Origin of the sequence: Rhodococcus kronopolitis, assembly GCF_042654025.1 — a bacterium.
GTDB lineage: Bacteria > Actinomycetota > Actinomycetes > Mycobacteriales > Mycobacteriaceae > Rhodococcus_G > Rhodococcus_G kronopolitis.
Map to the genome: position 1 here is coordinate 139,764 of NZ_JBHSFO010000008.1, position 26,835 is coordinate 166,598.

Genomic DNA, 26,835 nt, shown 5'->3' on the forward strand with positions numbered 1-26,835 from the left:
CCGAATCCGGCCGCGTTCGACGTTAACGCCCGGGGTCGCGGACGCGCTGACCCGGTTCCGCTGCGTGAGACCTAGAGCATCGATTCCCAGGTGATCGGCTTGTCCAGCGCCTCGGGGAACTTCTTCTGCAGGAACTCGGTCCACTGCGAGACGTGCGCGCGCATGGCCTCCGCGGCACCGGCCGAGTCGCCGGCGACGATGGCGTCGAACACCGCGACGTCGGCGTCGAACACCGCGGCGCGGGCGCTCTCCGGGTAGTCGACGCCGAGCGCGGCACCGGCGAAGACCCCGTCCAGCGCGTCGATGAGGTACCCGAACAGCGGGTTGCCCGACGCCCAGGCGACGATGTTGTGGAACTCGCGGTTCGCCTCGAGGAAGCGGTCGAGGTCCCGGATGCTGTCCCGCATGAGGTCGACGGTTTCCTTGAGCTGGACCCGCTGTTCGTCGCTGATCCGTTCCGCCGCCAGGCGCGCCATCAGCGGCTCGAGCCCGATTCGCGCCTCGACGATGGTGGCGAACTTCGCGCCCTCGAACTGAAGGAGCAGGCCCAGGCTGTTCATCAGGTGCGACGCCTCGGGCTTCTCGACGGTGGGCCCGCCGCCGGGGCCCGGCTTGAGCGAGATCGCACCGGAGAGTTCCAGGAACCGCAGCGACTCGCGCAGGGTGCCCCGGCCGACGCGATACTCCTCGAGCATCACCTTCTCCGGAGGGAGCCGGTCACCCGGACCGAGGCCTCGATCGGCAATGTCCGAGACAATGCGCCGCGCGACGATCATCGCGGTCTTCTGCGGCCGATCGAACCTGTCCATCATATTGAAAACGCCCCCCTGAGACGGTCACCGCAACTAGCCCTACCTACTGGTCAGTGGTTGAACCCTACTGACCAAACGCCCTGGCACGGGCGTAATCGGTAATCATCATCGCTCGAATGCGGTACCGCCCGGTTTGTGATAGGCATCACCGGCGAGGGGGGTGCGGGCCGCCGATTTCCGATCCGAATGATGCGAATGGTTCGCCGCAGTCCGACCCGGAGGCCGCCCGCCCCGACGCGTGCGCCCTCCCCACCGCCGAGACGGTGGGGAGGGCGCAGGTGCGGATCGCCGTCAGCCGAGGATCAGGCCGTCGCCGTCCGCCGAGACGTTCACCGGCACGACGTCACCGTCCTTGATCTCGCCGGCCAGCAGCAGCTTCGCGAGCTGGTCGCCGATCGACTGCTGCACCAGCCGGCGCAGCGGTCGCGCACCGTACTGCGGGTCGTACCCGCGCTTGGCCAGCCACTCCTTCGCCGGCTTCGAGACCTCCAGCGTGAGCCGCCGGGCGGCGAGCCGCTTGGCCAGCTGTTGGAGCTGGATGTCGACGATGGACTCGAGCTGCTCCTCCGAGAGCGGGTCGAAGATCACCACGTCGTCGAGCCGGTTGATGAACTCCGGCTTGAACGCGTGCCGCACCGCCTCCATCACCTGCTCCTTGGTGCCACCGGCACCAAGGTTGGACGTCAGGATCAGGATGGTGTTGCGGAAGTCCACCGTCCGGCCCTGGCCGTCCGTCAGGCGTCCCTCGTCGAGGACGGCCAGCAGGACGTCGAACACGTCGGGGTGCGCCTTCTCCACCTCGTCGAAGAGCACCACCGAGTACGGACGCCTCCGCACCGCCTCGGTGAGCTGGCCGCCTGCCTCGTAGCCGACGTATCCGGGCGGCGCACCGACGAGCCGTGCCACCGAGTGCTTCTCGCCGTACTCGGACATGTCGATCCGAATCATCGCGCGTTCGTCGTCGAACAGGAAGTCCGCCAACGCCTTCGCGAGCTCGGTCTTGCCCACGCCGGTCGGGCCGAGGAACAGGAACGAGCCGGTCGGCCGGTTCGGGTCCGCGACTCCGGCCCGGGCCCGGCGCACCGCGTCGGAGACGGCCTGCACCGCGTCGGCCTGCCCGACGACCCGCTTGCCGAGCTCGGACTCCATCCGCAGCAGCTTGGCGGTCTCGCCCTCCATCATCCGGCCGGCCGGGATGCCGGTCCACGCCGACACCACGTCCGCGACGTCGTCGGGTCCGACCTCCTCCTTGAGCATGACGTCGCCGTCGCTGGCGCCGCCGGACGCCTCGACCGCCGCCGCGAGCTGCTTCTCCAGTTCGGGGATCCGGCCGTAGCGCAGCTCGGCGGCCTTGCCCAGGTCGCCGTCGCGCTCCGCCCGTTCCGACTCGCGGCGCAGCGTCTCGAGCTGCTCCTTGACCTCGCGGACCGAGTCGATGGCCTGCTTCTCGTTCTGCCACCGGGTGCTCAGCTGCCCCAGCTTCTCGCGGGCGTCCGCGAGCTCCTGCCGCAGCTTGTCGAGCCGCGCCTTCGACGCGTCGTCGGTCTCCTTGGCGAGCGCCATCTCCTCGATCTCGAGCCTGCGCACGATCCGCTCGATCTCGTCGATCTCGACGGGCCGCGAGTCGATCTCCATCCGCAGCCGCGACGCCGCCTCGTCCACCAGGTCGATGGCCTTGTCCGGCAGGAACCGGGAGGTGATGTAGCGATCCGAAAGGGTCGCCGCCGCAACGAGAGCGGAGTCGGTGATGCGCACGCCGTGGTGCACCTCGTAGCGTTCCTTGAGACCGCGCAGGATGCCGATGGTGTCCTCCACCGACGGCTCCCCGACCAGCACCTGCTGGAACCGGCGCTCGAGCGCCGCGTCCTTCTCGATGTACTTGCGGTACTCCTCGAGCGTGGTCGCACCGACCAGCCGCAGCTCGCCGCGGGCCAGCATCGGCTTGATCATGTTGCCGGCGTCCATCGCGGACTCACCGGTGGCACCCGCACCGACGATGGTGTGCAGCTCGTCGATGAACGTGATGACCTGTCCGGCCGAGTTCTTGATGTCGTCGAGGACGGCCTTGAGCCGCTCCTCGAACTCACCGCGGTACTTCGCGCCCGCGACCATCGATCCGAGGTCGAGTGAGACAACGGTCTTGCCGCGCAACGACTCCGGGACGTCGCCCTCCACGATCCGCTGGGCCAGGCCCTCCACGATCGCGGTCTTGCCGACGCCCGGCTCGCCGATCAGCACCGGGTTGTTCTTGGTGCGGCGGCTGAGCACCTGGACCACGCGCCGGATCTCGGTGTCACGCCCGATGACCGGGTCGAGCTTGCCGGAGCGGGCGGCCTCGGTGAGGTCGGTGCTGTACTTCTCCAGGGCCTGGTACGAGCCCTCGGGATCCGGGCTGGTGACCCGGGCACTGCCGCGCACCGCGGTGAAGGCGTCGCGCAGCGCCTGCGCCGTCGCACCGTGCCCGACAAGCAGTTTCGCGACGTCGGAGTCGCCCTCGGCGAGTCCGACCATGAGGTGCTCGGTGGACACGTACTCGTCGTCGAGCTCGGTTGCCAGGCGCTGGGCGGCGGTCAGCGCAGCAAGCGCCTCCCGGCCCAGCTGCGGAGTGGTGGTCGCACCGGTCGCCTTCGGCAACCGGTCGACCATGGTCTGCGCCTCGCGGTGCACCACCGTGGGGTCGACGCCGACCGCCTTGAGCAGCGGTCCGGCAATACCGTCGGTCTGGTCGAGCAGGGCCACCAAGAGATGTGCCGGACGGATGTCCGGGTTCCCGGCGGCGGACGCGGACTGCAGAGCCGCAGTCAAGGCCGCCTGAGTCTTGGTAGTCGGAGAAAACGAGTCCATGGTCACCCCTAACGGAAGACGTATGTTCGTCGCCGTCGAGCCTAGGTGTGGCCGGTCGGCGCTGTCACATGTCCCAACACACGAAAAGTTGAGTCTGTTCCGCTCAAGTCTGACACACAATGGACCGATTTTCGGGCGCGCCCGCCAGAGAACTCAACGTGTCCGCGTCGCCAATCTCGACGGTGCGTTCAATGCCTGCTCCGAGGGCATCCACCCCGCGGACCCATCCGCCGGCCCCGTGGCGCCGAACCCCCGGCATGGACAGTCCCGCGAACTCGCAACCACGCCCTTCCGCGCCCCCTCGCACCGTCGCCGTGATCGGCAGCGGCGTCGCCGGCCTCACGGCCGCGTACGTGCTGGCCAAACGCGACCGGGTGACTCTCTACGAGGCCGACGAGCGGCTCGGCGGGCACGCCCACACCCACGACCTCGAACTCGACAACGGGGCCCTGGTGTCGGTGGACACCGGATTCATCGTGCACAACGACCGCACCTACCCCACCCTGCTGCGGCTGTTCGGCGAACTGGGCGTCGCCACCCAGGACACCGACATGTCGATGTCCGTGCGATCGGACGCGAACGGCCTCGAGTACGCAGGCGCGAAGGGCCTGGCGGGGCTGTTCCCGACGCCGCGCGCGCTGGCCCGACCGCGATACCTGCGCATGCTCGGCGAGGTGGTCCGGTTCCACCGCGCTGCCCGGGCCCTGTTGGACAGCCCTGCCGGCGACCGGGACGAGCCGCTCGCCACCTTCCTGTCCCGGCACCGGTTCTCGGACTATTTCGCCCGGCACTTCGTCACCCCGCTCGTCGCTGCCGTGTGGTCGTGCGCCCCGTCGACCGCAGGCCGCTACCCGGCGCGGTACCTGTTCACCTTCCTCGACCATCACGGGATGCTCACCGTGTTCGGCTCCCCCACCTGGCGCACCGTCACCGGCGGCTCGGCCCGCTACGTCGAGAAAGTGGCGGCGACGCTGGACGAGGTGCTCGTCGGCACCCCGGTGCACAGCCTCCAACGGGTCGAGGACGGGGTGTGCGTCATTGCCCGCAACGGCGACCTCCGCTGGTTCGACGCCGCGGTGATCGCGGTGCACCCCGCTCAGGCCCTGCGGTTGCTGGCCGATCCCACCCCTCTCGAACGCGCCCTGCTCGGGGCGATGCCGTACTCGGTCAACCGTGCCCTGCTGCACACCAACACCTCCGTCCTGCCGCACGCCGAGCGCGCCCGCGCGTCCTGGAACTACCTGATACCGCGCCGCACCCTCGGCCCGGAGTCGGTGGTGGTCACCTACGACATGACCCGGCTGATGCGGATCTCCGAGGACACCGACCGACGCTTCCTGGTCACCCTCGGCGGCGAGGGCCTCGTCGACCCGGCGTCGATCCTGGCCGAGATGACCTACGAGCACCCGATCTACACGCCGGAATCCGTTGCCGCGCAGACCCGCCTGCACGAACTCGACAGCGACACGGTGACCTTCGCGGGGGCGTACCACGGGTGGGGGTTCCACGAGGACGGCGCCCGTTCGGGGGTGCTGGCCGCGCGTCGCCTCGGGGTGGACTGGGACAGCGCGTCCGCTCGCGCCGCGACGGTGCGCTGATCATGTCCCCTCCCATGATGTCCCCGCCCGTGTCCCCGCCGACGATCTACCGCACCCGCATCCGGCACGTCCGCGCCGCACCGGTCCGGCACTCCTTCGAGTACCGCAGCTACAGCTGGTTCGTCGATCTGGACGAGCTGCCCCGCCTGCCGGCGTGGCTGCGGCCGTTCGCCCGGTTCGAGGCGAGCGACCACTTCACCGCCGACGGAATTCCCGACTACGACGCGGCAACCCTGCGCGGACGGCTCGACGGCTACCTCGCCGCGCACGGTGTCGACCTGCACGGCGGCCGCGTCACGGCCCTGCTCAACGCCCGGGTACTCGGCCACGTCTTCAACCCGTTGAGCCTGTTCTGGTGCCACGACCGGGCCGGCGCCCTGTGGTGCGTGGTCGCCGAGGTCCACAACACCTACGGCGGGCGGCACTGCTATCTGCTCATGCCGGACGACTCCGGCCGGGCCGAGACCGACAAGGCGTTCTTCGTCTCACCCTTCAACGAGGTCGACGGGCGCTACACGCTGCGGGTGCCGGAACCGGACCGCGACCTCTCCGTGTCGGTCACCCTGCACCGCGACGGGCAGCCGCCGTTCACCGCGACGATGCGCGGGCACGGACACCGTGCCACCACGGCCGCGGTGGCGCGGATGCAGTTGTCGGCGCCGATGGCCCCGCTCGTGGTGGCGGCGCGGATCCGCATCCAGGGCGTCGCCCTGTGGCTGCGCGGACTGCCCCTCGTCCCTCGCCCGACTCGTTCCCCTCGACTTCACCAGGAGGCCGACAGATGACTACCGCTGGCACCGAGAACGCCGACCGCACACTCGAGGTCGACGCCGACCTGTGGCCCGGCATTGCCCACGTCCGGACCGACGCCCGCGCGCGGGTGGCGGGCGCGGTGGCCGACCGCCTGTTCCGGCGGGCCGCGTCGAGACTGGCCGTGCGGGTGGAGTACCCGGACGGCACCGTCGTCGGATCCGACGAGACGGAACGGATCCTGCCCCGCATGATCATCCACCGGCCCGAGGAGTTCGCCCGACGGCTCGGCACCGGCGGACTCATCGGCTTCGGCGAGTCCTACATGGCCGGCGACTGGGCATCCCCCGAGCCGGCGGCGGTGCTCACCCCCTTCGCGGCGCAGGCCGCGACCCTGATCCCTCGCCCGTTGCAATGGCTGCGCCCCCTGGTCACGGCGAAACACCCTGCCGCCGAGCGCAACACCCCGGAGAACACCCGCTCGAACATCTCCCGCCACTACGACCTGTCCAACGAGCTCTTCGAACTGTTCCTCGACCGCACCATGTCCTACTCGAGCGCCCTGTTCGACGAGCTGCCTGCGCGGCGGGCAGACCTGGCCGCCGCCCAGCACCGCAAGATCGACCGCCTGCTCGACGCCGCCCGGGTCGGACCGGGCACCCGCCTGCTCGAAATCGGTACCGGCTGGGGAGAATTGAGCCTGCGTGCCGCGGCGCGGGGCGCCCGGGTCCGCTCGGTCACCCTCTCCCGCGAGCAACAACTGCTGGCTCGCCGCCGGGTGGCCGACGCGGGGCTTTCCGACTCCGTGCGGGTCGACCTGCTCGACTACCGCGCGGTGACGGGAACCTACGACGCGATCGTGTCGGTGGAGATGATCGAGGCCGTCGGGTTCGACTACTGGCCCGCCTACTTCCGAACCCTCGACCGGCTGCTGATTCCGGGCGGCCGGGTGGCACTGCAGGCGATCACCATGCCGCACGATCGGATGTTGGCCTCCCGCAACACCTACACCTGGGTGCACAAGTACATATTCCCCGGCGGCCTGCTGCCCTCCGCGGAGGCCATCGACGCCGTGACCCGCCGGGAGACGTCACTGCGGGTCGTCGACCGGTTCGCGATGGGTGCGCACTACGCGGAGACCCTGCGGCTGTGGCGTGAGCGCTTCGGCGCCCGCGGCACGGAGGTCACCGCACTCGGCTTCGACGATGTCTTCCGGCGCATGTGGGAGTTCTACCTGGCGTACTCGGAGGCCGGCTTCCGCAGCGGGTACCTCGACGTCCAGCAGTTGGTGTTCCGTAAGGAGTCGGGCCGGTGACCGCGTGGGAGCAGTTCGGGACGATCACCGTGGTGAGCGCGCTGCTGCTCGCCGCCCTGCAGGCCGTCACGTTCGCCGTCGGACACCGGATCGGCCGGTACAACGTGGTGGACGTGTCCTGGGGGCTGGGCTTCGTGCTGGTCGCCGCGGTGTCCGCCGTGCTCGGCGACGGCGACCCCGGCCGCCGGGTCCTGCTGCTCGTGCTGGTCGCCGTGTGGGGCCTGCGGTTGAGCTGGCACATGCACCGCAAGTCCGCGGGGCGCGGCGAGGACCCGCGGTACCGGGAGTTGCTCGGCCGCGCCGGCGGCGCCTCCCTCGGCACGGTCGCCCGCAAGATCTTCGCGACCCAGGGCGCGGCCCAGTGGTTCGTCTCGCTGCCCGTCCAGCTCTCGGCGGTGCTCGGGCCGGCGCACGGCGCGGGTCGCGCTGTCATGGCGGTCGGAGTGGCTCTCTGGGCGGTGGGCGCGTACTTCGAGGCGGTGGGAGACCGGCAACTCCGAGCGTTCAAGGCGGACTCGGCCAACCGAGGTCGGATCATGGACTCGGGGTTGTGGGCGTGGACCCGCCACCCGAACTACTTCGGCGACGCCTGCGTGTGGTGGGGGCTCTGGCTCGTCTGCGCTGGTGTCTGGCCCGGTGTGGTGACGGTGGCATCCCCGATTGCGATGACGTACTTCCTGGTCTACGCGACGGGGGCGCGACTGCTCGAGCAGACGATGTCGCGGCGGCCGGGCTACCGCGAGTACCAGGCCCGCACCGCGTACTTCCTGCCCCGCCCACCCCGGCGGTGACGAACGCAGCGCCCTCCCAGGTACCACGCGCCCGCAGCGCCTTCTTGTCCAGCTTGCCGATCGGGGTCAGCGGCAGGGACGAGTCGGAGCGGGCGCCGGGCACCGGGCGCCGGGCACCGGGCACCGGGCACCGGGCACCGGGCACCGGGCACCGGGCACCGGGACGTAGGTGGCCATGGTGGCCAACTCTGCGCCCGTCTGGCCCGCGCGGCCGGCACAGACAACGACCTGCCCACCCACCACTTCGGCAGGATCCGCCCCGGAATGCGGGGCCGATCCTGCCGAGATCCGGCAACCAGGCGGGGTCGGCGTGGCGCCCCTGCGACAGCGACGCCCCGGGTGCAGGATGGGCGCCACATCTGTTAGCCGACCACAGGAGGTTCCCTGATGAATCCCGCTCACCGACTGGCCGTCTGCGCCGCCGTCGTAGCCGGCGCGGCCCTGTCGCCGGTGGCCGTCGCCGCCGCGGCAGTGACCGTGCCGTTCCAGATCCCCCCGGCGCCGTTCGGGAACCCGAACGGCAGCTTCGACGTGCTCCCGATCCGCTGTGCGGCAGTGGTGGGCGAACAACCCGGCGAGGTGACGATCACCGGCGGTCTGGCGGGCGGATGGGGATGCATGCTCTCGTCCGAGGTGCTCTGGCTGAACCTGTCGACGGGTGCGTCGGGTTCCGCCCGGCTGTCGGACGGGCTGAACGGAATACCGGCCGCGGCGACGCTGCAGACCGGGGCGGGGCAGGTCGCGGTCACCGTCCTCCCCGCGACGGGCGGAACGACCGTCCCGGGAGTCGCAACCTTCCTCGTGCCGTAGCCGGCGGATCGCCGCAACGGCACGGCGAACGCCGCTACCCGGCGAGCGCGGCATCCTCTCGGATCTGCTCCCTGGCCTGCTCCGTGAATCGATACCAGTGGACCGAGTCCGCCACGTGGACCGATACCCAGTCGCCTCGCAGTACCGCAGATTTGGGCGGGAGACATTGCTCCGACAGCGGCAGGGCGAGCGCACCGGCGCGCGCTGCCGTCCCGCGGTGGAGCCGGAAGGCCATCCATTCGGCCCCCAACCACGCGATGATCACACCGCGATCGAGCAGGGCCGGGTGGCCACAACTTGACACTGTCAACACCCCGCACTCGGCGGTGGTGGCGGCGATTTCCTGAAAGGCGGCCAACGCCGCGTCAAAGCCCGATTCCATATCTTCCCTTGCTCAATCCAGGCCCCTGATCAGGCGATGACAGCGTCTGCCCCATCGGAGGATGCTCGGGTTTGCGGCCCGGGATCCTTCGTTGCCCTGTGGCGTCACCTTGCGTTCGGATTCCCTGCGCTCGGGGCGGTCACGTGATGCGCAGCCCCCATCGATCGTCACGACTCAGCGCGACCTCCATGCAGTCCCCGGCGACCGGGCAGTTCCGACAGAATGTGAGTGGCAGTCGGTCGGTCACGTCGCGTGCGTCAGCGCACGGGTATACCGCGAGATCCTGCACCGGATCCGGTGCTCTGAGAACCTTCAACAGAACCATGTCTCGCCTTTTCTCGGGGTGTCCATGCTCCGAATCACACCAGATCAAGCGCGTTTCAGGCCGCCGACACATCACCGAACACCGGCATTTCGAGCACCGGAACTTGACGTTTCGCGCACACCGGCGGGAGGACGGTCCGGCCGGACGCCCGGGTCACCGTGTCCGCAGACTGGACCTCCCGAAACGCCGGAGACCGAGTCCACTCCATGCGACTCCGCGAGCCAGCTGTGGCCGGTCTCGCACCCCCAGCCGGGGAAGAACCTCGCGGACAACACGCACGACGTGGTAGGAGATAGGTGCCACTACAACCACCCCGTGGCCCAGATGAGACGCGAACACAGATCGCGTCTAGCCGATATCGGAGCAATGAACAGAATATGAGCGTGGACCAACCAACCATCATCTACACGCTGACCGATGAAGCGCCGATGCTCGCCACGTATGCCTTCCTGCCAGTGATCGAGACATTCGCCGAGGCAGCCGGGATCAACGTCGAGACCCGCGACATCTCCGTCGCCGCCCGCATCCTCGCCGAGTTCGGCGACCACCTGACCGAAGCGCAACGAGTACCGGACACCCTGGCCGAACTGGGCCGGCTGACGCAGCTGTCCGACACGAACATCATCAAGCTGCCGAACATCAGTGCCTCGGTCCCGCAGCTGCTCGCGGCCATCAAGGAACTCCAGGCGCACGGCTACGGCATCCCGGACTACCCCGAGAACCCGAAGTCGGACGAGGAGACCGCGATCAAGGACCGGTACACCACGTGCCTGGGCAGCGCGGTGAACCCCGTCCTTCGCGAGGGCAACTCGGACCGCCGAGCGCCCCGGGCGGTCAAGGAGTACGCCCGCAAGCATCCGCACAGCATGGGCGAATGGTCGCCGGCATCGCGCACGCACGTCGCCCACATGCGCCACGGCGACTTCTACAACGGCGAGAAGTCGATGACCGTCGACGGCGACCGCGAGGTCAAGATGGAGCTGCTGACCACCAGCGGCGAGACCATCGTCCTCAAGCCGAAGGTGTCGCTCAGCGACGGCGACGTCATCGACAGCATGTTCATGAGCAAGAAGGCGCTCATCGACTTCTACGAGGACGAGATGGAGGACGCCCGCAAGACGGGCATGATGTTCTCCCTGCACGTCAAGGCCACGATGATGCGCGTCTCGCACCCGATCGTCTTCGGGCACGCCGTGAAGGTCTTCTACAAGGACGCGTTCGCCAAGCACGGCGAACTGTTCGACGAGCTCGGCGTGAACGTCAACAACGGGCTCTCCGACCTCTACGCGAAGATCGAGTCGCTCCCCGCGTCGAAGCGCGAGGAGATCATCGACGACCTGCACAAGTGCCACGAGAACCGGCCCGAGCTGGCGATGGTCGACTCGGCGCGCGGCATCTCGAACTTCCACTCGCCCAGCGACGTCATCGTCGACGCCTCCATGCCCGCGATGATCCGCGCCGGCGGCAAGATGTACGGCGCCGACGGCAGGCAGAAGGACACCAAGGCGGTGAGCCCCGAGTCGACGTTCTTCCGGATCTACCAGGAGATGATCAACTTCTGCAAGACCAACGGCGCGTTCGACCCCACCACCATGGGCACCGTGCCGAACGTCGGCCTGATGGCGCAGAAGGCGGAGGAGTACGGCTCGCACGACAAGACCTTCGAGGTCCCCGAGGCCGGCGTCGCCAACATCACCGATCTCGCCACCGGAGAGGTTCTGCTCACCCAGAACGTCGAGGAGGGCGACATCTGGCGCCTGTGCATCGTCAAGGACGAGCCGATCCGGGACTGGGTCAAGCTCGCCGTCACCCGCGCCCGCAACTCCGGCATGCCGGTCGTCTTCTGGCTCGACCCGTACCGTCCGCACGAGAACGAGCTGATCTCGAAGGTGCAGACGTACCTGCTCGATCACGACACCGAGGGCCTCGACATCCAGATCATGTCGCAGGTGCGCGCGATCAGGTACACGATGGAGCGGCTCATCCGTGGGCTCGACACCATCTCGGCCACCGGCAACATCCTGCGCGACTACCTCACCGACCTGTTCCCGATCCTGGAACTGGGCACGAGCGCGAAGATGCTCTCCATCGTGCCGTTGATGGCCGGCGGTGGACTGTACGAGACCGGCGCGGGCGGTTCCGCTCCCAAGCACGTCAAGCAGCTGCTGGAGGAGAACCACCTGCGCTGGGACTCGCTCGGCGAGTACCTCGCACTGGCCGTCAGCCTCGAGGACCTCGGTATCAAGACCGACAACAAGAAGGCGACCGTCCTGGCCAAGGCCCTCGACGCCGCGACCGGCAAGTTGCTCGAGAACGACAAGGGCCCGTCCCGTACCACCGGTGAGCTGGACAACCGCGGCAGCCAGTTCTACCTGGCCATGTACTGGGCCGAGGAGCTCGCCGCGCAGAACGAGGACGAGGAGCTGCGTGCGCGCTTCGTTCCGCTCGCGGCAGCGCTCGCGAAGAACCAGGACGCAATCGTCGGTGAGCTCAACGACGTGCAGGGCAACCCGGTCGACATCGGCGGCTACTACGCGCCCGACGCCGACCTGACCACCGCGGTCATGCGCCCGAGCGCGACGTTCAACGACACCTTGGCGGCTGCACGCGGCTGAGTCGTACGGTGTTCGACGAGTAAGGCCCGCGCCCCTTAGGGGCGCGGGCCTTACTCGTCGAGCACCAGGCGGGTTCTGGGCCCCGGCTACGGGTCCGTCAGGCCCGTGCGCGGTCTCCGGGTACGGGGACCCGGACTGCGCACGGGCGCGGCGCCTACACCGAGCGTGCGGCGCCCGCCCAGTAGTGCGCCCGCAGCGCCTTCTTGTCCAGCTTGCCGATCGGGGTCAGCGGCAGGGTGTCGACGAAGTCCACGGTCTTCGGCGCGTGCACGGCGCCCTTGGCCTCCTTGACCATCGCGGACAGGTCCGCGGCCTCGACGGTCTGACCGGCGCGCAGCACGACGCAGGCCTTGACGGCCTCGCCCCACTTCTCGTCGGGCACCCCGACCACTGCGACCGACGCGACCGCCGGGTGCGCGGAGAGGACGTCCTCGATCTCCCGCGGGAAGACGTTGAACCCGCCGGTGACGATCATGTCCTTCTTGCGGTCGACGATGAACAGGAAGCCGTCCTTGTCCGCCCGGGCGATGTCGCCGGTGTGCAGCCAGCCGCCGCGCAGCGCCTCCGCCGTCTCCTCCGGCTTGTTCCAGTACTCCTTCATCACCAGCGGGCCGCGTACGCAGATCTCGCCGAGCTCGCCGCGGGGGACCTCGTTGAGGTCGTCGTCGAGGAGCTTGACGTTGAGCCACGGCACCGGACGCCCGCACGACGCGAGCCGCTCCAGATCCTTCGGATCGTGCTCCTCCTTGCGCAGCACCGAAATCGTCATGCCGCACTCGGACTGGCCGAAGTACTGGAAGAAGATCGGGCCGAGCCTGTCGATGCCCTCCGCCAGTCGCGTCGGCGACATGGCGGCGGCGCCGTAGAACAGCGTCTCGAGGCTCGACACGTCGCGGGTGGCGAGGTCCGGGTGGTCGAGCAGCATGTAGATCATCGTCGGCACCAGCATGGTGGAGGTGATCTTGTACTTCTCGATCGCCTCGAGCACCGCGGCCGGCTCGAACGCGGGGAGCACCACCAGGGAGCCGCCGCGCAGCAGGGTCGGCACGAAGAACGCCATGCCCGCGTGCGAGAGCGGGGTGCAGGCGAGGAAGCGCATCTCGTCGGGGAACTGCCACTCCGCCGCCTGGATCTGCGGCAGGGTCACGCCGGAGGCGAAGGTGTTGACGACGCCCTTGGGCTTGCCGGTGGTGCCGCCGGTGTAGACCATGCTCGACGGGTCGCCGCCGTCGACGTCCGCGGCGACCAGGCGGGTCGGGGTGAAGGTCGCGGCCAGGGCGAGGATGTCGATGCCCACCTCGGACGGCCCGAGCGACAGGAAGTTCTTGAGCGTGGGCACCGTCGCCTTGAGCTCGGCCGCGCGCGCCTCGAAGGCGGTCGGGTCGAAGATCAGCGTCTCGATCTCGGCGTCCCCGAGGATGTAGGCGTGGTCGTCGACCGAGCCCATCGGCGCGAGCGCGGTGTTGCGGCAGCCGAGGATCATCTGCGAGCCGACGCTGATGAGCACCTCGGGACGGTTCTTGGAGAGCATCGCGACGCTGGAGCCCTTGCCGAGGCCCTGCCCGGTGAGCGCCTGACAGAAACTGCTGATCTGGTCGCGCATCTGGCCGCCGGTGAGCACCACGTCGCCGAGGTAGAGGGCGGGCCGGTCGGCGTTGCGATCGAGTGCCGTGATCAGCAGGTCCGCCAGGAACTGCGGGCGGTGCAGGTCGGCGTGCTCGTCGGTGGTCATGTGTTCTCCGCTCTGAACTGTGGATACGGCCCGCCACGGCAGTGGACACCGGCCCACGGATGCGTGGTGTGCTTGTCACCTTAGAACCAAAACTGACACATGTTCTAGTCTTTCTGCCGTTTGTCCTGAGCGCCGCGCCGCACGACTACGATTACGCCCCATGAGCGTGGACGTGGAGCGGGACCGGGAGTGGCTCGCGACGGTCGTCGAGCATCATCGTCTACGACGAGATCTGGCGGTCGTCCGACTGGAGGGCGAGTACGTCCCGTTCACGGCTGGTCAGTCCGTGTCCGTCGCCGTCCCGCAGCTGCCGAGCGTCACCCGGCGCTACTCCCCCGCGCTGCCGCCGTCGCTCGACGGCAAGCTCGAGTTCCACGTGCGGACCGTGCCCGCCGGATGGGTCAGCGGTTCGATCGTGGCGGACACCGCGCCGGGCGACGAGTGGCGGATCAGCTCTCCGACCGGCCGGCTGCGGATCGACGACTCCACCACCGAGGTGGTGATGATCGCGGGCGGCACGGGGCTCGCACCCATGCGCTCGATGCTGCTCGAACTGACCCGGCGCCCCAACCCGCCACTGGTGTACCTGTTCGTCGGCGGCCGCCACCCCCGCGACCTGTACGCCGCAGACATGCTGACGATCCTGGCGTACCACCTGGACTGGCTGACCGTGGTCCCGATCGTCGAGCAGATCGAGGACCCGGACTGGGCCGACGAGTGGCACGAGCGCACCAAGGTGGACATCGGCTTCGGCGAGGACGACCTGATCCAGGGCACCCTCGCGGACGTGGTCAGCTCGTACGGCGGCTACACCAACCACCAGGTGCTGATCAGCGGCTCGCCCGCCATGGTCCGGGCCACCGTCCGCGCGCTGGTCGACACCGGCACCCCGGCCGGGTCGATTCAGGTCGGCTGAGCCGGCCGAACACGCTCGGCCGTCAGCTCACGTCGCGGACTTCCTGACGAGTGCGGTGATCACCGCTACTGCCTCGGCGCTCAACTCGGTCACCGCGTACGACGTCGGCCACAGCCCGGTCGCGTCGTCGAGGTGTGCCTCGGCGGTGAAGCCGAACGTCGAGTAGCGCTCCTTGTCGGCGTGCCCACTGCGGAAGAAGCACACGACCTTCCCCTTCCTGGCATAGGCAGGCTGCCCGTACCAGAGCTTCGGCGACAGGTCGGGGGCCGTGGTGGTGACGATCGCGTGGATCCGTTCGGCAACTGCGCGATCCGGCGCATCCATCTCCGCGATCTTCGACAGAACGTCGAGCTCCGCGGCGGCGGCCTTGCCCCCGCGACCGTCGCTCGCCTGCTTCTTCAGTTCCGCGGCGCGCTCCCGCATGGCGGCGCGCTCCGCCGTGGAGAATCCGTCGCTGTTCGTCTCGTTCGGGCCGGCGTTCGCGCTCATCGCGGTCCCCTCCTCCGTGATCGGTGTCAGGTGCCTGTCGCCGCGTGTACGGCGAGTCCCATACTCGCATCCCTTCGGCTAGAGCACCCGGCCCTCGAACTCGCAGAAGCTGTGGCAGACCCGGTCCCGGACGATGATCTCCGGGCACTCGGGGTCGAACCAGCGGTCGACGTGGGCCCAGTGGACCGGGTGCATGAGGTATGGCCCCGTCAGCGCGTCCAGGTCCGCGAACTCCTGCTCCCACACGTGAGTCCACGCCGAGGTGCCCTCGGCCCGCAGCACCCGAGAGAGCTGCCACGACCGGATCGCCGGCACGTGCCGGGGCATCCGCAGCAGGTCGTCCTCGAACCGCGCGACGGCGGCGTCCGACGCATCCGGGTCCACCCGCAGCAGCAGCGTCCGGTACACCCCGCCGGCGGTTCCGGGCCCGGTGGTCCCGTCTGCCTCGCCGCGGTACTCGACGCCGTCGACGTGCGCGACTGCGGAAGTATCCAGTGCGGCAGCGACTTCCCGCTCCACCCCGTGCCACTCGTCCTCGTCGTCGAACTGGAAGTGGGCGAGCAGGTCGCCACCGTTGCGGACGCCGTCGAGCGTCGGGGCGACCAGCACCCGCCCGGCACCCGCCGCGGCCGCGCGCAGCCCGTCCGCACACCGCTCGCGCGCACTCGCGTCGGCGCCGCCGAAGAAGTGGATCAGCTTGGTGACCTTAAACATCGGACAGCCCGTCGACGTCCCCCGCGGCCGAGGCCACCGAGCGGGACCGCTCCACGAGAAGCTCGTCCATCCGCGCCCACCACCGCCCCAGGGCCGGGTCCGGGCGCCCCTGCCACGTCATTTGCCACCAGGCGTCGGCGCCGTCGAGCGCCCAGGTGGCGGTGACCGTGTTGGACTCGTCGTCGAACCAGACCGGCGGGCTCACCAGCACCCGCTCGAGCGTCATGCCCCGCTCCCGGGCGCCGGGTGCGTACTCCGCCAGGTAGGCGTCGACGAACTCGCGTGCGCGACCGGGCCGGGTGACCACCCGGTCGATCACGTACACCGTCGGGCCCGCCATGTCGGTCAGCGGGCCGTGCTGCCGGCGTCCACCGGCAGGGCAACCGCGGTGACGTAGCGCGCCTCGTCGGACGCCAGGAACAGCGCGGCGTTGGCGACGTCCACCGGTTCGATCCAGGGCACCTCGAGCATGTTCATCGACACCGCCGCCGCCGCGAACTCCTCTCGAGTCGGCGGTCGGTCGAGGTCGGGGCGGAACTTGGACCGCACCAGGTCGTTCTGGATCATCGTGGTGTCGACGTTGGTCGGGTGCACCGTGTTGACCCGAACGTTGTGCGGCGCCAGCTCCTTTGCCATCGACCTCATCAGCCCGACCACGCCGTGCTTGGCCGCCGTGTAGTGCGCGACGCCGACCAGCCCGCGCAGGCCGGCGATCGAACTGGTCAGCACCATCGACCCGCCGCCACGCTCGATCAGGTGCGGCGCCGCCACCGCACAGGTGTGCCACACCCCGGTGAGGTTCACGTCCAGCATGGTGTTCCAGGTCTGCTCGTCCAGCTCGAGCGCGGGCGCCGAGGAGGTGATCCCCGCGGTGGCGCACACGATGTCGAGGCCGCCGAGGGCCGCGACGCCCGCGTCCACGGCCGCCGCCAGCTGCGCCCGGTCCCGGACGTCCACCTCGAATGCCTCGATGCGCCTACCTGTTTCCCGCACCAGCGCCACCGTCTCCGCGAGGTCCGACGAGCTCGACGGCGGGATCACCACCGTCTCCACGGGCCCGCACAGGTCGACGGCGATCACGTCCGCACCCTCCTGCGCGAACCGCAGCGCCTGCGCCCGCCCGATGCCCCGCGCCGCGCCGGTGACCAGCGCGACCTTGCCTTCCACTCGACCGGTCATCGTCACACCTTCTGGGTAAGGCCGGCGTCGACCACCAGCTGCGTCCCGGTGACGTACCGGGCCTCGTCGGACACCAGGAACAGCAGTGCGTTGCTGACGTCCACCGACTCCACCCACGGCACCGGCAGCAGGTGGTTGCGGGAGAGCACCTCCATCACGTCCTCCGCGGTGGGGTTCTCCAGGTCCGGCCGGAGCCGGGAGAAGGTCGCCGGGTTGAGCGTCATCGCGGTGCCGACGGCTCCCGGCAGCAGCGCGTTGACCCGAATCGACCTGGGCCCCAGTTCGTTTGCCAGGGTACGCATGAGCCCGATCACGGCATGCTTGCTCGCCGAGTAGTGCGCGGCGCCGGCTACCGCCTTCGTCCCGGCGGTGGAACTCACGATGACGACCGAGCCACCGTCGGCGCCGATCGACGGCGCCGCGGCCTTGACGGTGTGCCAGACCCCGGTCAGGTTGACATCGAGCGAACGCCGCCACACCGGTTCCTCGATGGTCCAGGCCGGCCCCGGGTTGTCACAGATGCCGGCGTTGGCGACGACCACGTCGAGCCGACCCAGCTCCGCCACGCCGAGGTCCACCCCGGACTGCACGGCGGCGAGGTCGCGGACGTCGGCGTGGGCCGTCACCGCACGGGCCCCGAGTTCGCCTACCAGCCTGGCGGTTTCGCGCAGCCCTTCCTCCGCAGAGGGCAGGTCGAGCGCGATCACGTCGGCGCCCTCCGCGGCCAGCCGGACGCAGTGGCTGCGCCCCATTCCGTTTCCGGCACCGGTCACCAGTGCGACCTTGCCCGCCATCCGAGGCATGCCGCTACCGGCCCGACTCGACCAGTTCGAAGCCCTTGTAGCCGGCCGCGGCCACCTCGGCGATGATCTCGCCGTACACGCCGAACCCGCCGACGAACGGCATGAACACCCGCGGTCGGCCCGGGACGTTCGCCCCCACGTACCAGGAGTTGGCGGTCGGCATCAGGGTGGCGTCGGCCCGGTCGGTCAACTGCCGCACCCAGTCGGCGACGGCCGGCTCGGTCGCCTCGATGCCGAGCGCGCCCTGCCGTGCCACGTACTCGATGCAGTCCGCGACCCAGTCCACGTGCAGCTCGGAGTGCAGCACCATGTTCGCCAGCACCGACACGCTGCCGGGACCGGTCAGGTTGAAGTAGTTCGGGAACCCCACCGAGCCGAGCCCGAGGTAGGTCTGCGGCCCGGCAGCCCACGCCTGCTTGAGGGTCTGGCCACCGCGGCCGACGATGTTCACCTTGTCGAGCGAGCCGGTCATCGCGTCGAATCCCGTTGCCAGCACCAGCGCGTCGAGCTCGTAGCGCTCGGCGGTGGTGTTCACTCCGGTCGCGTCGATCGAGTCGATCGGGGTGGCCCGCAGGTTCACCAGGTTCACGTTGTCGCGGTTGAAGGTCTGGTAGTAGTTCGAGTCGGTGCAGATCCGCTTGGTGCCGATCGCGTGGTCCTTGGGGATCAGCAACTCGGCGATCTCCGGGTCCTCGATCACCGCGCGGACCTTCTCCTCCCAGAACTCCCGCGCGGTGTCGTTGGACGCGAGATCGGTCATCTGGTCCGGGAAGGTCTTGCTGAACAGCACACCGCCCAGTTCCCAGCGCGTCTCGTAGGCATCCCGCCGCTCCTGCTCGGAGACGTCCAGCGCGGACTTGGGGTGGGCCTGGTGCGGCGAGCCGCCGCCGCTGCGGAACGAGAGTCGTCGCCGCTCGGCGTAGTTGGCCTTGTGCTCGCGACGGGTCGCCTCATCGAGCGGGACGTTGCCGGCCGGGACGCTGTAGTTGGCGCTGCGCTGGAACACGTGCAGCACGTCCGCCTGCTCGGCGACGCGCGGAATCGTCTGGATGCCAGAGGATCCCGTGCCGATGACGCCGACCCGCTTGCCGGTGAAGTCGACGACCTCGTGCGGCCAGCTCGAGGTGTGGTAGATCGGGCCGGTGAACTCGTCGAGGCCTGCGATGGCGGGGATGTTCGCGTTCGACAGCGGCCCGACCGCGGTGATGACGTACTGCGCGGTCACCGTCTCGCCGCCGTCGGTACGGACCGTCCACCGCATCGCGGCCTCGTCGAGCACCATCTCGGTGACCCGGGTGCCGAAGGTGATGTCACGGCGCAGGTCGAACCGGTCGGCGACGTGGTTGATGTAGGCGAGGATCTCCGGCTGGGTGGCGTACTTCTCGGTCCAGTCCCACTCCTGTTGCAGCTCTTCGGAAAAGGAGTACGAGTAGTCCACGCTCTCGACGTCGCAACGCGCGCCCGGATAGCGGTTCCAGTACCAGACGCCGCCCACGCCGTCACCGGCCTCGAACACCCGCACGGACAGGCCCGCGCCACGCAGTCGGTGCAGGGCGTACAGCCCGGCGAAGCCGGCACCGACGACGACGACGTCAACCTGTGCGGGCACGGGCCCGGCGGACCCTGAGGAAACTGCGTTCACGATGGCTGCCTTTCGCTGAGGACATCACTCGATGTCGACGCTATGGCGGCGCCCGTGCCGGGGCCTAGAACGCCTCCCGCTGACCGGGTCACCGTGACCGACGTTCCGCTCAGCGGGTCGCCACCACGGCCACGGCCGGGAGGTCAGGACGGCGGGTCGTACCTGATGCACTCGGCAGGCGTACCCGCGGCAAGCAGCCGGAACTTGGTGGTCTGGACCATCGAGGTGGACCCGACGATCTGGATGTCCCGGTCCGCCCAGGTGCCGAATCCCGAGACGACCTGGCCGACCTTCCCGATCAGCCGCTGGTGCATTCCGGGCGGCGACTCGGGAACTGGCTCCGTGTGCCACCACGGGTTCTCGGCCTCCTCCGAGACCGGCACCACGGTCAGCCACGGGTTGGTCATCGACAGCTGCCACAGCGTCTCGATGTCGTAGAGGTCGCACGGGTAGGTGCCGGCGACGAACAGGTGCACTCGCGGGTTGCTGCCGCGCATCGCCATCTCCATCAGCTGCGCCCGCAGCGGGGCGATGCCGGTACCGGAGGCGATCATCACCATGTCGCGGTCATCGGTGCGGTCGACACCGAGCGCACCCAGCGGGGCGCTGATCGACCACTTGTCTCCGGGGCTCGTCTGCCCGACGATCGCCGGGCTCACCCAGCCCCCGGAGACCTGCCGCACGTGGAACTCGATCTGCCCCTGCGGGTTCGAGGGGATCGCGGGCGAGAGGTAGCGCCACATCCGGGGCCGCCCGGGCACACTGACGCTGACGTACTGGCCGGCGCCGTACTCCATGGGCTGGTCGAGCTGCAGCCGGACGACGGCGACGTCGCGCAGCACCTGCTTGTGCTCGACGACGGTGCCGGTCCAGGTACTCGGCCGGGACTCGGAGTTCGCGGCGCCCATCATGGTGGCACTGATGAGCGCGATGGTCTGACGCCAGGCCTCGTCGACCTCCACGGTCCAGATCTGGTTTCCCGTGAAACTCTGCAGCGCATCGAGCACCGCGTTGCCGACCGCGGTGTAGTGCGCGTCCTTGACGCCGTACTTGCGGTGATCGCGGCCGAGCTGCTCGAGGAACGGCAGGATCCGGCGCGGTGTGTCGAGCTTGTCGACCACGTAGCCGATCGCCTGGAGCAGTCGCTGCCGAGAGACGTCCATGGAGGCCGGAAAGAGCTCCCGCGTCTCGGGGCTCGCTGCGAAGAGATTCGCAAAGATGTCCCGGGTCAGCTGGGCTGGGCCGTCCTCGGCCGAGGTGACGATCTTGAAGGTTGTCTGGACGAGCGAAACGGTCGTCGAGTCCACTACTGAAGTCCCCGTTCCGCACACTGCTTCGATCTGCTGCGGTCCTGGCAGGCCGGAGGCCCGGCGGTTGCCGCAGGGTTGACCGAAGTCTAGCGAGCCGAGAGCCCGGCGGGCAACGACACCGCGACCGACACGGGTGACCCGCCCCCGACCGCGCGGTCGGATCCAGCGCGAGGCCAACCACCCGAGGGAGCCCGGCACCACCCCGAGGGGTCCGACGACGACGTCCCACCCCGCGACCGGCGACCCGCGGGCGGCGTACGCCGCGAATCGTGCGGCGACGCCACCACTCGGGATCGTCGGCGGAGGCCGAGATTCATTGACTTCGGCGTTTCCAGACCACCAGCGCGGTGCTCCGCGGGATGTGCACCAGGTCCCGCCTGGGCACCGGCGAATGGGACTCCTCGATCTCCTCGGACAACTCGCCGACCCGGCGCTGCAGCGCCTCGACCTGATTGGTCAGTTCGATGATCCGCTTGATGCCCGCCAGGTTGACGCCCTCGTCCTGCGAGAGTCGCTGCACCTCGCGCAGCAGTGCCACGTCGCGCGGCGAGTAGCGCCGGCCGCCGCCCGTGGTCCGGTGCGGGGTGACCAGGCCGAGGCGGTCGTAGTTCCGCAGCGTCTGTGCGTGCATCCCGGCCAACTCCGCGGCGACCGAAATCGCAAAGATCTGCGCGTCCGGATCCGGCCTGGGCTCTGGATTCGTAAAGCTGTTCTGCACCAACGGTTCACCTCCAGTCGGTCGAGGAAGCCGAAGCGGAAATCAGGCTCCCGCCCAGTCCGCTCGGGGGTCGAAGCCGCTCGCCTTCTCGGCCTCGAGGTAGGCCTGCAACGCTGTCGTGGCGGCCTCGTCGAGGTGCTGCGGCACGGCCACCTTCACGGTGACCAGCAGGTCGCCCGCGCCACCCCCGCGCTTGTGCACACCTCGCCCACGCACTCGCAGAGTGCGACCGTCCACCGTGCCCGCAGGCACCTTGACGCCGACGCGACCCTCGAGGGTCGGCACCGACAACGTGGTGCCCAGCACGAGCTCGCCGTAGCTGACCGGCACGGTAACCGTCAGATCGTCACCATTGCGGCCGAACACCTTGTCCGCCTTGACGTGCACGGTGACATAGAGGTCGCCGGACGGCGCTCCGCGCAGACCCGCCTCACCCTGGCCGGCGAGCCGGATCTTCTGTCCGTCGCTCACCCCGGGCGGGATCCGCACGGTGATGCTCCGGGTCCGGTTCTGCACGCCGGTGCCGTGACAGTCGACGCACGGGTCGTCGATGATCGAGCCGGTTCCGCGGCAGTCGTCGCACGGCTCACTGAACCCGAACGCGCCCTGGTTGCGGCTGATGATGCCGTTTCCGTTGCAGCGCGGACACACCCGCGGACTGGTGCCCGGCTTCGCACCGCTGCCGTGGCAGGTGGTGCAGGAGGCCGGGCTGGTCAGTCGCAGCGGGACCGTCACGCCCAGCGCCGCATCCCGGAACGGGAGGGTCGTCTGGGCCTCGACGTCGGCGCCCCGCTTGGGACGCGTCGCGGAGGCGGTTCCGCGCCCCGCACCCCGCCCGAACAGCCCGCCGAACATGTCGCCGAGTCCGCTGTCGCCGCCGGTGGTGTAACTCGCACCGCCACCGAAGAGGTCGTTGATGTTGAACTCGCCGCCACCGAAACCGCCGCCGTGCTCCGCGTCCTGCGGATACCCGGAACGGCCGAAGCCGCCGCTGGCGAACAGCCGACGAGCCTCGTCGTACTCCTTGCGCTTGTCCGTGTCCGAGAGGACGGCGTAGGCCTCACTGACGGCCTTGAACCGCTCCTCGGCCTTGGTGTCGCCGGGATTGGCGTCGGGGTGCAGGTCCCGCGCCAGCTTCCGGTACGCCTTCTTGATCTCGTCGGCCGAAGCGCCGGAAGAGACGCCCAGTTCCTTGTAGAAGTCCTTTTCGATCCACTCCCGCTGACTCACCGGGCGTCTCCTCCTCTCGCTACTTCACTTACTAGTTACTCGACCGGCGCGGGCGGGCCGTCGGTGACGGTCACCATCGCCGTGCGCAGCACGCGGTCGCCGAGACGGTAGCCCTTGCGGAGCACCGCCGCGAGCACCGGGTTGCCGCCGTCGCCCTCCATCTGCACGGCTTCGTGCAGCTCCGCGTCGAAGGCGTCGCCCTCGTCGCCGAACGCCTCCAGACCCAGCCCGCCGAAGACTCCGGCAAGCTTGTCCGACAACGCCTTCAGCGGGCCGGCCTCCAGGTCACCGTGTGCACGGGCCCGGTCCAGGTCGTCGACGACGTCCAGGAATTTGACGACCACCGAGGCACGCTCGGTTGCGACGGCCTGATCGATCCGGGCCAGGCTGTTGCGCCGGATGTTCGCGATCTCGGCCTTGGCGTAGCCCAGTTCCGTACCGACCTTGTCCAGCTCTGCGGTGAGCTGGGCCAGTTCGTCGACCGCTTGGTCGGCCGAGCCGGCCCCGGCCGCCTCTTGCGAGGTGTCCGGGGCGGCCTCGGAGGCGGCCGTGCGGGCGGCCTCCGTCAACGGGTCGCGATCGGCGTCGAACTCGGTCACTTCTTGTCCTGATCAGACGGCTCGTCCACGACCTCGGCGTCCACGACGTCGTCGTCCTGGCTCGGGCCAGCGCCGTCACCGGACGCTGCGGCCTCGTCGGCCTGCGCCTTGTAGATCGCCTCGCCCAGCGACTGGGACTCGGTGGAGAGCTTCTCCACCGCGGTCTTGACCGCGGCGATGTCGCTGCCGGCGAGGGCGTCGTTGGCCTCCTTGACGGCGGCCTCGACCTTCTCCTTCACGTCGGCCGGCACCTTGTCCTCGTTGTCCTTGATGAACTTCTCGGTCTGGTGCACCAGCGACTCGGCCTGGTTGCGGACCTCGGCCTCCTCGCGGCGGGCCTTGTCCTCCTCGGCGTGCGCCTCGGCGTCCTTGACCATCCGCTCGATCTCTTCCTTGGACAGACCGGAGCCGTCCTGGATCTTGATCGTGTTCTCCTTGCCCGTGCCCTTGTCCTTCGCGGTCACGTGCACGATGCCGTTGGCGTCGATGTCGAAGGTGACCTCGATCTGCGGCACGCCACGCGGGGCCGGCGGGATGCCCGCCAGCTCGAAGGATCCCAGGAGCTTGTTGTGCGAGGCGATCTCGCGCTCACCCTGGAACACCTGGATCTGCACCGACGGCTGGTTGTCGTCCGCCGTGGTGAAGGTCTCGCTGCGCTTGGTCGGGATGGTGGTGTTGCGCTCGATGAGCTTCGTCATCACGCCACCCTTGGTCTCGATGCCGAGGGAGAGCGGGGTGACGTCGAGGAGCAGCACGTCCTTGACCTCGCCCTTGAGGACGCCGGCCTGCAGGGCGGCGCCGACGGCGACGACCTCGTCCGGGTTCACGCCCTTGTTGGGCTCACGGCCGCCGGTCAGCTCGCGGACCAGGTCCGAGACGGCGGGCATACGGGTGGAGCCACCGACGAGCACGACGTTGTCGATGTCCTTGACCGAGATGCCGCTGTCCTTGATGACGGCCTGGAACGGCGCGCGGGTGCGGTCCAGCAGATCGGAGGTGATCTTCTGGAATTCGGCGCGGGTCAGCTGCTCGTCGAGGAACAGCGGGTTCTTGTCCGCGTCGACCGTGATGTACGGCAGGTTGATCGAGGTGGACTGCGAGGACGACAGCTCGATCTTCGCCTTCTCCGCGGCCTCACGCAGACGCTGCAGGGCCATCTTGTCCTTGGTCAGGTCGATGCCGCTGGACGCCTTGAACTTGTCGACCAACCAGTTGACGATGCGCTCGTCCCAGTCGTCGCCACCGAGGTGGTTGTCGCCGGAGGTCGCGCGGACCTCGACGACGCCGTCGCCGATCTCGAGCAGGGACACGTCGAAGGTGCCGCCGCCGAGGTCGAAGACCAGGATGGTCTGTTCCTTCTCGCCCTTGTCCAGGCCGTAGGCCAGCGCCGCAGCGGTGGGCTCGTTGACGATGCGCAGGACGTTGAGGCCGGCGATCTGGCCGGCTTCCTTGGTCGCCTGACGCTGGGCGTCCTCGAAGTACGCGGGGACGGTGATGACGGCGTCGGTGATCTCCTCGCCGAGGTAGGCCTCCGCGTCCCGCTTCAGCTTCATCAGGATGCGGGCGCTGATCTCCTGCGGGGTGTACTTCTTGCCGTCGATCTCGACGTTCCAGTCGGTGCCGATGTGACGCTTGACGGAGCGGATGGTGCGGTCAACGTTGGTGACCGCCTGGTTCTTCGCGGGCTGGCCGACCAGCACCTCGCCGTTCTTGGCAAAGGCGACGACCGACGGGGTAGTGCGCGCGCCCTCGGAGTTTGCCACCACTACCGGCTCGCCGCCCTCCAGGACGGCAACGACCGAGTTGGTGGTCCCGAGGTCGATTCCGACCGCACGAGCCATAGTGATTCCTCCTACTGGTTGCAGCACCCCCCGGCCACAGGTCGGCCGGGGTGTAATGCTGGGTTGCTTATGTATCTGAGGTGCTTGGTGAATCCGATACACAGCAAGAATGAGCGTCTCCGGCTCAAGTCTGCCTCGTGCAATTGTACGAAGTCAAGCCAAACTTGAGCCAGGCTCACTCAAGCCTGTCGAGATGCTCAACGGGACGATTGCGAAGTTTGTTCCCGACCCCGCACCGAACTTCCAATGTCCGGAGAATTAGCTGGTAGAAAGCCCGCAGTACCGACCGGCCGACGACGCAGTCGATACGATGCGAGGCGTGGAGACACCCGAAGTGCCGACGCCCGGCGACCCGAACACCACCCGACCGGTCGCGCACCGGGCACCGCCCCCGCGGCCGGAGTTCACGGTGACGCCGTTGCGGGAGGAACCCACCGAGGCGACGCCCCGCGCGGTCACGGTTGCGCGGTCGGCCTGGTACGCGTCTTTCGCGGTACTGGGCGGCCTGGCCGCGGTCACGGCACTGGAGCTGGCCTCGATCCGGGACGGCATGTCGACGGCGTTGCAGGAGCAAAGCCCGGACGTGGCGAACCACGACATCGCGGACACCGTCTCGGCGACCCTGCTCGTCAGCGCAGGCGTCGCAGCGATCCTGCTGGTGACCGCACTCGTCTTCCTGCACCTGCTCGGACAGCGGCGGCGGATAGCCCGGATCGCGCTGGCCGCCACCGGAGCGGCGTCCGTCGCCGCCGCGGTCGCCTACCGCGGCCTGACGGCCGATGCCGGCGTCGAAATCCTGCAGTGGGCGCCGTTCGTCTACGCGGGCCTGGTGGTCGTCGCGGTAGCGGCCCTCTTCATGCCCTCGGTCAACAACTACCTCCGCCGCTGACCCCACCTCACAGCCCACCCCCGCCTCCCCCGCCATCGAATGAACGGAAGCGTTCATTCGATGCAATCGAATGAACGGCACATTCACTCGCCCACCAACCGGCGGCGAAGAGCGGGCAGCCGCGGGAGGCGGCGGGCGAGCAGCCGCCGGCACCCCTAAAACACAAGAAGCCCCCACACCACCACCCCACACACGGAGGTCGCGGCACGAGGGCACACCCGACACGAACACAGAAGGACACCGACCCACCGCCGGCAACCGAACGCCCGTCGCCGGGGCTCGCCGGTCCCCCGGCCGATCACATCCGCCCAGAACCGAGTGAACGGCACATCCACTCGATGCAATCGAATGAACGGAACCGTTCACTCGATAGGCCGGCACCGGGCCGGCAACACCCAGGGCCGGCGACACCCGGGCCGCACCAAACACCCCCGGAAACGCGAAATGCCCCGCACCACAACCCCTCAAGAGGAGTCGTGATGCGAGGCATTCGCAAATTATGTTCGGCGGTGTCCTACTCTCCCACACCCT

General features: G+C 69.1%; 23 protein-coding genes. 8 read left to right on the top strand and 15 right to left on the bottom strand.

The features are described 5' to 3' along the window. Positions 1–71: 71 nt before the first annotated feature. Positions 72–809 carry a FadR/GntR family transcriptional regulator gene (locus ACFO6S_RS14570; RefSeq protein WP_378418106.1) on the bottom strand — a complete coding sequence of 246 codons (738 nt, stop codon included), beginning with the start codon at positions 807–809 and terminating at the stop codon, positions 72–74. 294 nt (positions 810–1,103) lie between these two features. Then, positions 1,104–3,656, bottom strand: coding sequence for an ATP-dependent chaperone ClpB (gene clpB, locus ACFO6S_RS14575; protein WP_378418108.1), 2,553 nt, complete (start codon positions 3,654–3,656; stop codon positions 1,104–1,106). A gap of 257 nt (positions 3,657–3,913) precedes the next feature. On the opposite strand from clpB, the gene ACFO6S_RS14580 reads away from it, so the two are divergent. From ACFO6S_RS14580 to ACFO6S_RS14600, 5 genes are all read left to right on the top strand, one after another. Next, complete coding sequence (locus tag ACFO6S_RS14580; RefSeq protein WP_378418162.1) at positions 3,914–5,254, top strand: NAD(P)/FAD-dependent oxidoreductase; 1,341 nt, start codon at positions 3,914–3,916, stop codon at positions 5,252–5,254. Between the two features lie 17 nt (positions 5,255–5,271). Further along, positions 5,272–6,039 (top strand): DUF1365 domain-containing protein, encoded by a 768-nt coding sequence (locus ACFO6S_RS14585; RefSeq protein WP_378418110.1) that lies wholly within the window; start codon positions 5,272–5,274, stop codon positions 6,037–6,039. Next, positions 6,036–7,319 (top strand): class I SAM-dependent methyltransferase, encoded by a 1,284-nt coding sequence (locus tag ACFO6S_RS14590; RefSeq protein WP_378418112.1) that lies wholly within the window; start codon positions 6,036–6,038, stop codon positions 7,317–7,319. Before ACFO6S_RS14585 ends, ACFO6S_RS14590 begins: the two co-directional genes overlap by 4 nt. Continuing rightward, positions 7,316–8,110, top strand: a complete 795-nt coding sequence (locus ACFO6S_RS14595; RefSeq protein WP_378418114.1) for a DUF1295 domain-containing protein — start codon at positions 7,316–7,318, stop codon at positions 8,108–8,110. The genes ACFO6S_RS14590 and ACFO6S_RS14595 overlap by 4 nt, the downstream gene beginning before the upstream one ends. Positions 8,111–8,497: 387 nt before the next feature. Beyond that, positions 8,498–8,920, top strand: coding sequence for a hypothetical protein (locus ACFO6S_RS14600; RefSeq protein WP_378418116.1), 423 nt, complete (start codon positions 8,498–8,500; stop codon positions 8,918–8,920). Positions 8,921–8,954: 34 nt separating this feature from the next. Here the strand turns inward: ACFO6S_RS14600 and ACFO6S_RS14605 are convergent, their stop codons facing one another. Next, entirely contained in the window at positions 8,955–9,302 is a 348-nt protein-coding gene (locus ACFO6S_RS14605; protein WP_378418118.1) for a hypothetical protein, read from the bottom strand. A 702-nt stretch (positions 9,303–10,004) separates the two neighbouring features. Here ACFO6S_RS14605 and ACFO6S_RS14610 point away from each other — a divergent pair. Then, on the top strand, positions 10,005–12,242 hold the full coding sequence (locus ACFO6S_RS14610) for an NADP-dependent isocitrate dehydrogenase (RefSeq protein WP_378418120.1): 2,238 nt from the start codon (positions 10,005–10,007) through the stop codon (positions 12,240–12,242). Positions 12,243–12,396: 154 nt separating this feature from the next. Here ACFO6S_RS14610 and ACFO6S_RS14615 read toward each other — a convergent pair whose 3' ends face one another. Next, on the bottom strand, positions 12,397–13,974 hold the full coding sequence (locus ACFO6S_RS14615) for an AMP-binding protein (RefSeq protein WP_378418122.1): 1,578 nt from the start codon (positions 13,972–13,974) through the stop codon (positions 12,397–12,399). Positions 13,975–14,134: 160 nt separating this feature from the next. On the opposite strand from ACFO6S_RS14615, the gene ACFO6S_RS14620 reads away from it, so the two are divergent. Continuing rightward, complete coding sequence (locus ACFO6S_RS14620; RefSeq protein WP_378418124.1) at positions 14,135–14,890, top strand: FAD-binding oxidoreductase; 756 nt, start codon at positions 14,135–14,137, stop codon at positions 14,888–14,890. Between the two features lie 27 nt (positions 14,891–14,917). Here the strand turns inward: ACFO6S_RS14620 and ACFO6S_RS14625 are convergent, their stop codons facing one another. The 11 genes from ACFO6S_RS14625 to dnaK form a co-directional block, all read right to left on the bottom strand. Further along, complete coding sequence (locus ACFO6S_RS14625; protein WP_378418126.1) at positions 14,918–15,379, bottom strand: DUF1801 domain-containing protein; 462 nt, start codon at positions 15,377–15,379, stop codon at positions 14,918–14,920. A gap of 78 nt (positions 15,380–15,457) precedes the next feature. Further along, entirely contained in the window at positions 15,458–16,093 is a 636-nt protein-coding gene (locus ACFO6S_RS14630) for a Dabb family protein (protein ID WP_378418128.1), read from the bottom strand. Then, positions 16,086–16,433: a hypothetical protein gene (locus ACFO6S_RS14635; RefSeq protein ID WP_378418130.1), complete on the bottom strand. Its 348-nt coding sequence runs from the start codon at positions 16,431–16,433 to the stop codon at positions 16,086–16,088. The genes ACFO6S_RS14630 and ACFO6S_RS14635 overlap by 8 nt, the downstream gene beginning before the upstream one ends. Positions 16,434–16,438: 5 nt before the next feature. After that, on the bottom strand, positions 16,439–17,272 hold the full coding sequence (locus ACFO6S_RS14640) for a mycofactocin-coupled SDR family oxidoreductase (RefSeq protein ID WP_378418132.1): 834 nt from the start codon (positions 17,270–17,272) through the stop codon (positions 16,439–16,441). A 2-nt stretch (positions 17,273–17,274) separates the two neighbouring features. Then, positions 17,275–18,075, bottom strand: a complete 801-nt coding sequence (locus ACFO6S_RS14645) for a mycofactocin-coupled SDR family oxidoreductase (RefSeq protein WP_378418133.1) — start codon at positions 18,073–18,075, stop codon at positions 17,275–17,277. A gap of 4 nt (positions 18,076–18,079) precedes the next feature. Beyond that, positions 18,080–19,684, bottom strand: a complete 1,605-nt coding sequence (locus ACFO6S_RS14650) for a flavin-containing monooxygenase (protein ID WP_378418135.1) — start codon at positions 19,682–19,684, stop codon at positions 18,080–18,082. A gap of 176 nt (positions 19,685–19,860) precedes the next feature. Continuing rightward, the gene (locus ACFO6S_RS14655) at positions 19,861–21,024 is read right to left on the bottom strand and encodes an FAD-binding oxidoreductase (RefSeq protein WP_378418137.1); all 1,164 of its coding nucleotides are present in this window, start codon (positions 21,022–21,024) and stop codon (positions 19,861–19,863) included. Between the two features lie 316 nt (positions 21,025–21,340). Then, a complete protein-coding gene (locus ACFO6S_RS14660) occupies positions 21,341–21,745 on the bottom strand; it encodes a heat shock protein transcriptional repressor HspR (protein ID WP_378418138.1) in 405 nt (134 codons plus the stop codon). 42 nt (positions 21,746–21,787) lie between these two features. Next, on the bottom strand, positions 21,788–22,975 hold the full coding sequence (dnaJ, locus tag ACFO6S_RS14665; protein WP_378418140.1) for a molecular chaperone DnaJ: 1,188 nt from the start codon (positions 22,973–22,975) through the stop codon (positions 21,788–21,790). 35 nt (positions 22,976–23,010) lie between these two features. Continuing rightward, a complete protein-coding gene (gene grpE / locus ACFO6S_RS14670; RefSeq protein WP_378418142.1) occupies positions 23,011–23,574 on the bottom strand; it encodes a nucleotide exchange factor GrpE in 564 nt (187 codons plus the stop codon). Then, the gene (gene dnaK / locus ACFO6S_RS14675; protein ID WP_378418143.1) at positions 23,571–25,415 is read right to left on the bottom strand and encodes a molecular chaperone DnaK; all 1,845 of its coding nucleotides are present in this window, start codon (positions 25,413–25,415) and stop codon (positions 23,571–23,573) included. Before dnaK ends, grpE begins: the two co-directional genes overlap by 4 nt. 319 nt (positions 25,416–25,734) lie before the next feature. Here dnaK and ACFO6S_RS14680 point away from each other — a divergent pair, with 319 nt between their 5' ends. Next, complete coding sequence (locus ACFO6S_RS14680; RefSeq protein WP_378418145.1) at positions 25,735–26,304, top strand: hypothetical protein; 570 nt, start codon at positions 25,735–25,737, stop codon at positions 26,302–26,304. The last annotated feature ends 531 nt before the right edge of the window (positions 26,305–26,835 follow it).

What these genes read in the sequence shown, in the direction of transcription:
- ACFO6S_RS14625 (WP_378418126.1), bottom strand. Translation starts at nt 15,379, where the DNA reads ATGAGCGCGAACGCCGGCCCGAACGAGACGAACAGCGACGGATTCTCC.
- ACFO6S_RS14580 (WP_378418162.1), top strand. Translation starts at nt 3,914, where the DNA reads ATGGACAGTCCCGCGAACTCGCAACCACGCCCTTCCGCGCCCCCTCGC.
- ACFO6S_RS14640 (WP_378418132.1), bottom strand. Translation starts at nt 17,272, where the DNA reads ATGACCGGTCGAGTGGAAGGCAAGGTCGCGCTGGTCACCGGCGCGGCG.
- dnaK (WP_378418143.1), bottom strand. Translation starts at nt 25,415, where the DNA reads ATGGCTCGTGCGGTCGGAATCGACCTCGGGACCACCAACTCGGTCGTT.
- ACFO6S_RS14590 (WP_378418112.1), top strand. Translation starts at nt 6,036, where the DNA reads ATGACTACCGCTGGCACCGAGAACGCCGACCGCACACTCGAGGTCGAC.
- ACFO6S_RS14570 (WP_378418106.1), bottom strand. Translation starts at nt 809, where the DNA reads ATGGACAGGTTCGATCGGCCGCAGAAGACCGCGATGATCGTCGCGCGG.
- ACFO6S_RS14600 (WP_378418116.1), top strand. Translation starts at nt 8,498, where the DNA reads ATGAATCCCGCTCACCGACTGGCCGTCTGCGCCGCCGTCGTAGCCGGC.
- ACFO6S_RS14620 (WP_378418124.1), top strand. Translation starts at nt 14,135, where the DNA reads ATGAGCGTGGACGTGGAGCGGGACCGGGAGTGGCTCGCGACGGTCGTC.
- ACFO6S_RS14645 (WP_378418133.1), bottom strand. Translation starts at nt 18,075, where the DNA reads ATGCCTCGGATGGCGGGCAAGGTCGCACTGGTGACCGGTGCCGGAAAC.
- ACFO6S_RS14615 (WP_378418122.1), bottom strand. Translation starts at nt 13,974, where the DNA reads ATGACCACCGACGAGCACGCCGACCTGCACCGCCCGCAGTTCCTGGCG.
- ACFO6S_RS14610 (WP_378418120.1), top strand. Translation starts at nt 10,005, where the DNA reads ATGAGCGTGGACCAACCAACCATCATCTACACGCTGACCGATGAAGCG.
- ACFO6S_RS14605 (WP_378418118.1), bottom strand. Translation starts at nt 9,302, where the DNA reads ATGGAATCGGGCTTTGACGCGGCGTTGGCCGCCTTTCAGGAAATCGCC.
- ACFO6S_RS14635 (WP_378418130.1), bottom strand. Translation starts at nt 16,433, where the DNA reads ATGGCGGGCCCGACGGTGTACGTGATCGACCGGGTGGTCACCCGGCCC.
- ACFO6S_RS14585 (WP_378418110.1), top strand. Translation starts at nt 5,272, where the DNA reads ATGTCCCCGCCCGTGTCCCCGCCGACGATCTACCGCACCCGCATCCGG.
- clpB (WP_378418108.1), bottom strand. Translation starts at nt 3,656, where the DNA reads ATGGACTCGTTTTCTCCGACTACCAAGACTCAGGCGGCCTTGACTGCG.
- ACFO6S_RS14630 (WP_378418128.1), bottom strand. Translation starts at nt 16,093, where the DNA reads ATGTTTAAGGTCACCAAGCTGATCCACTTCTTCGGCGGCGCCGACGCG.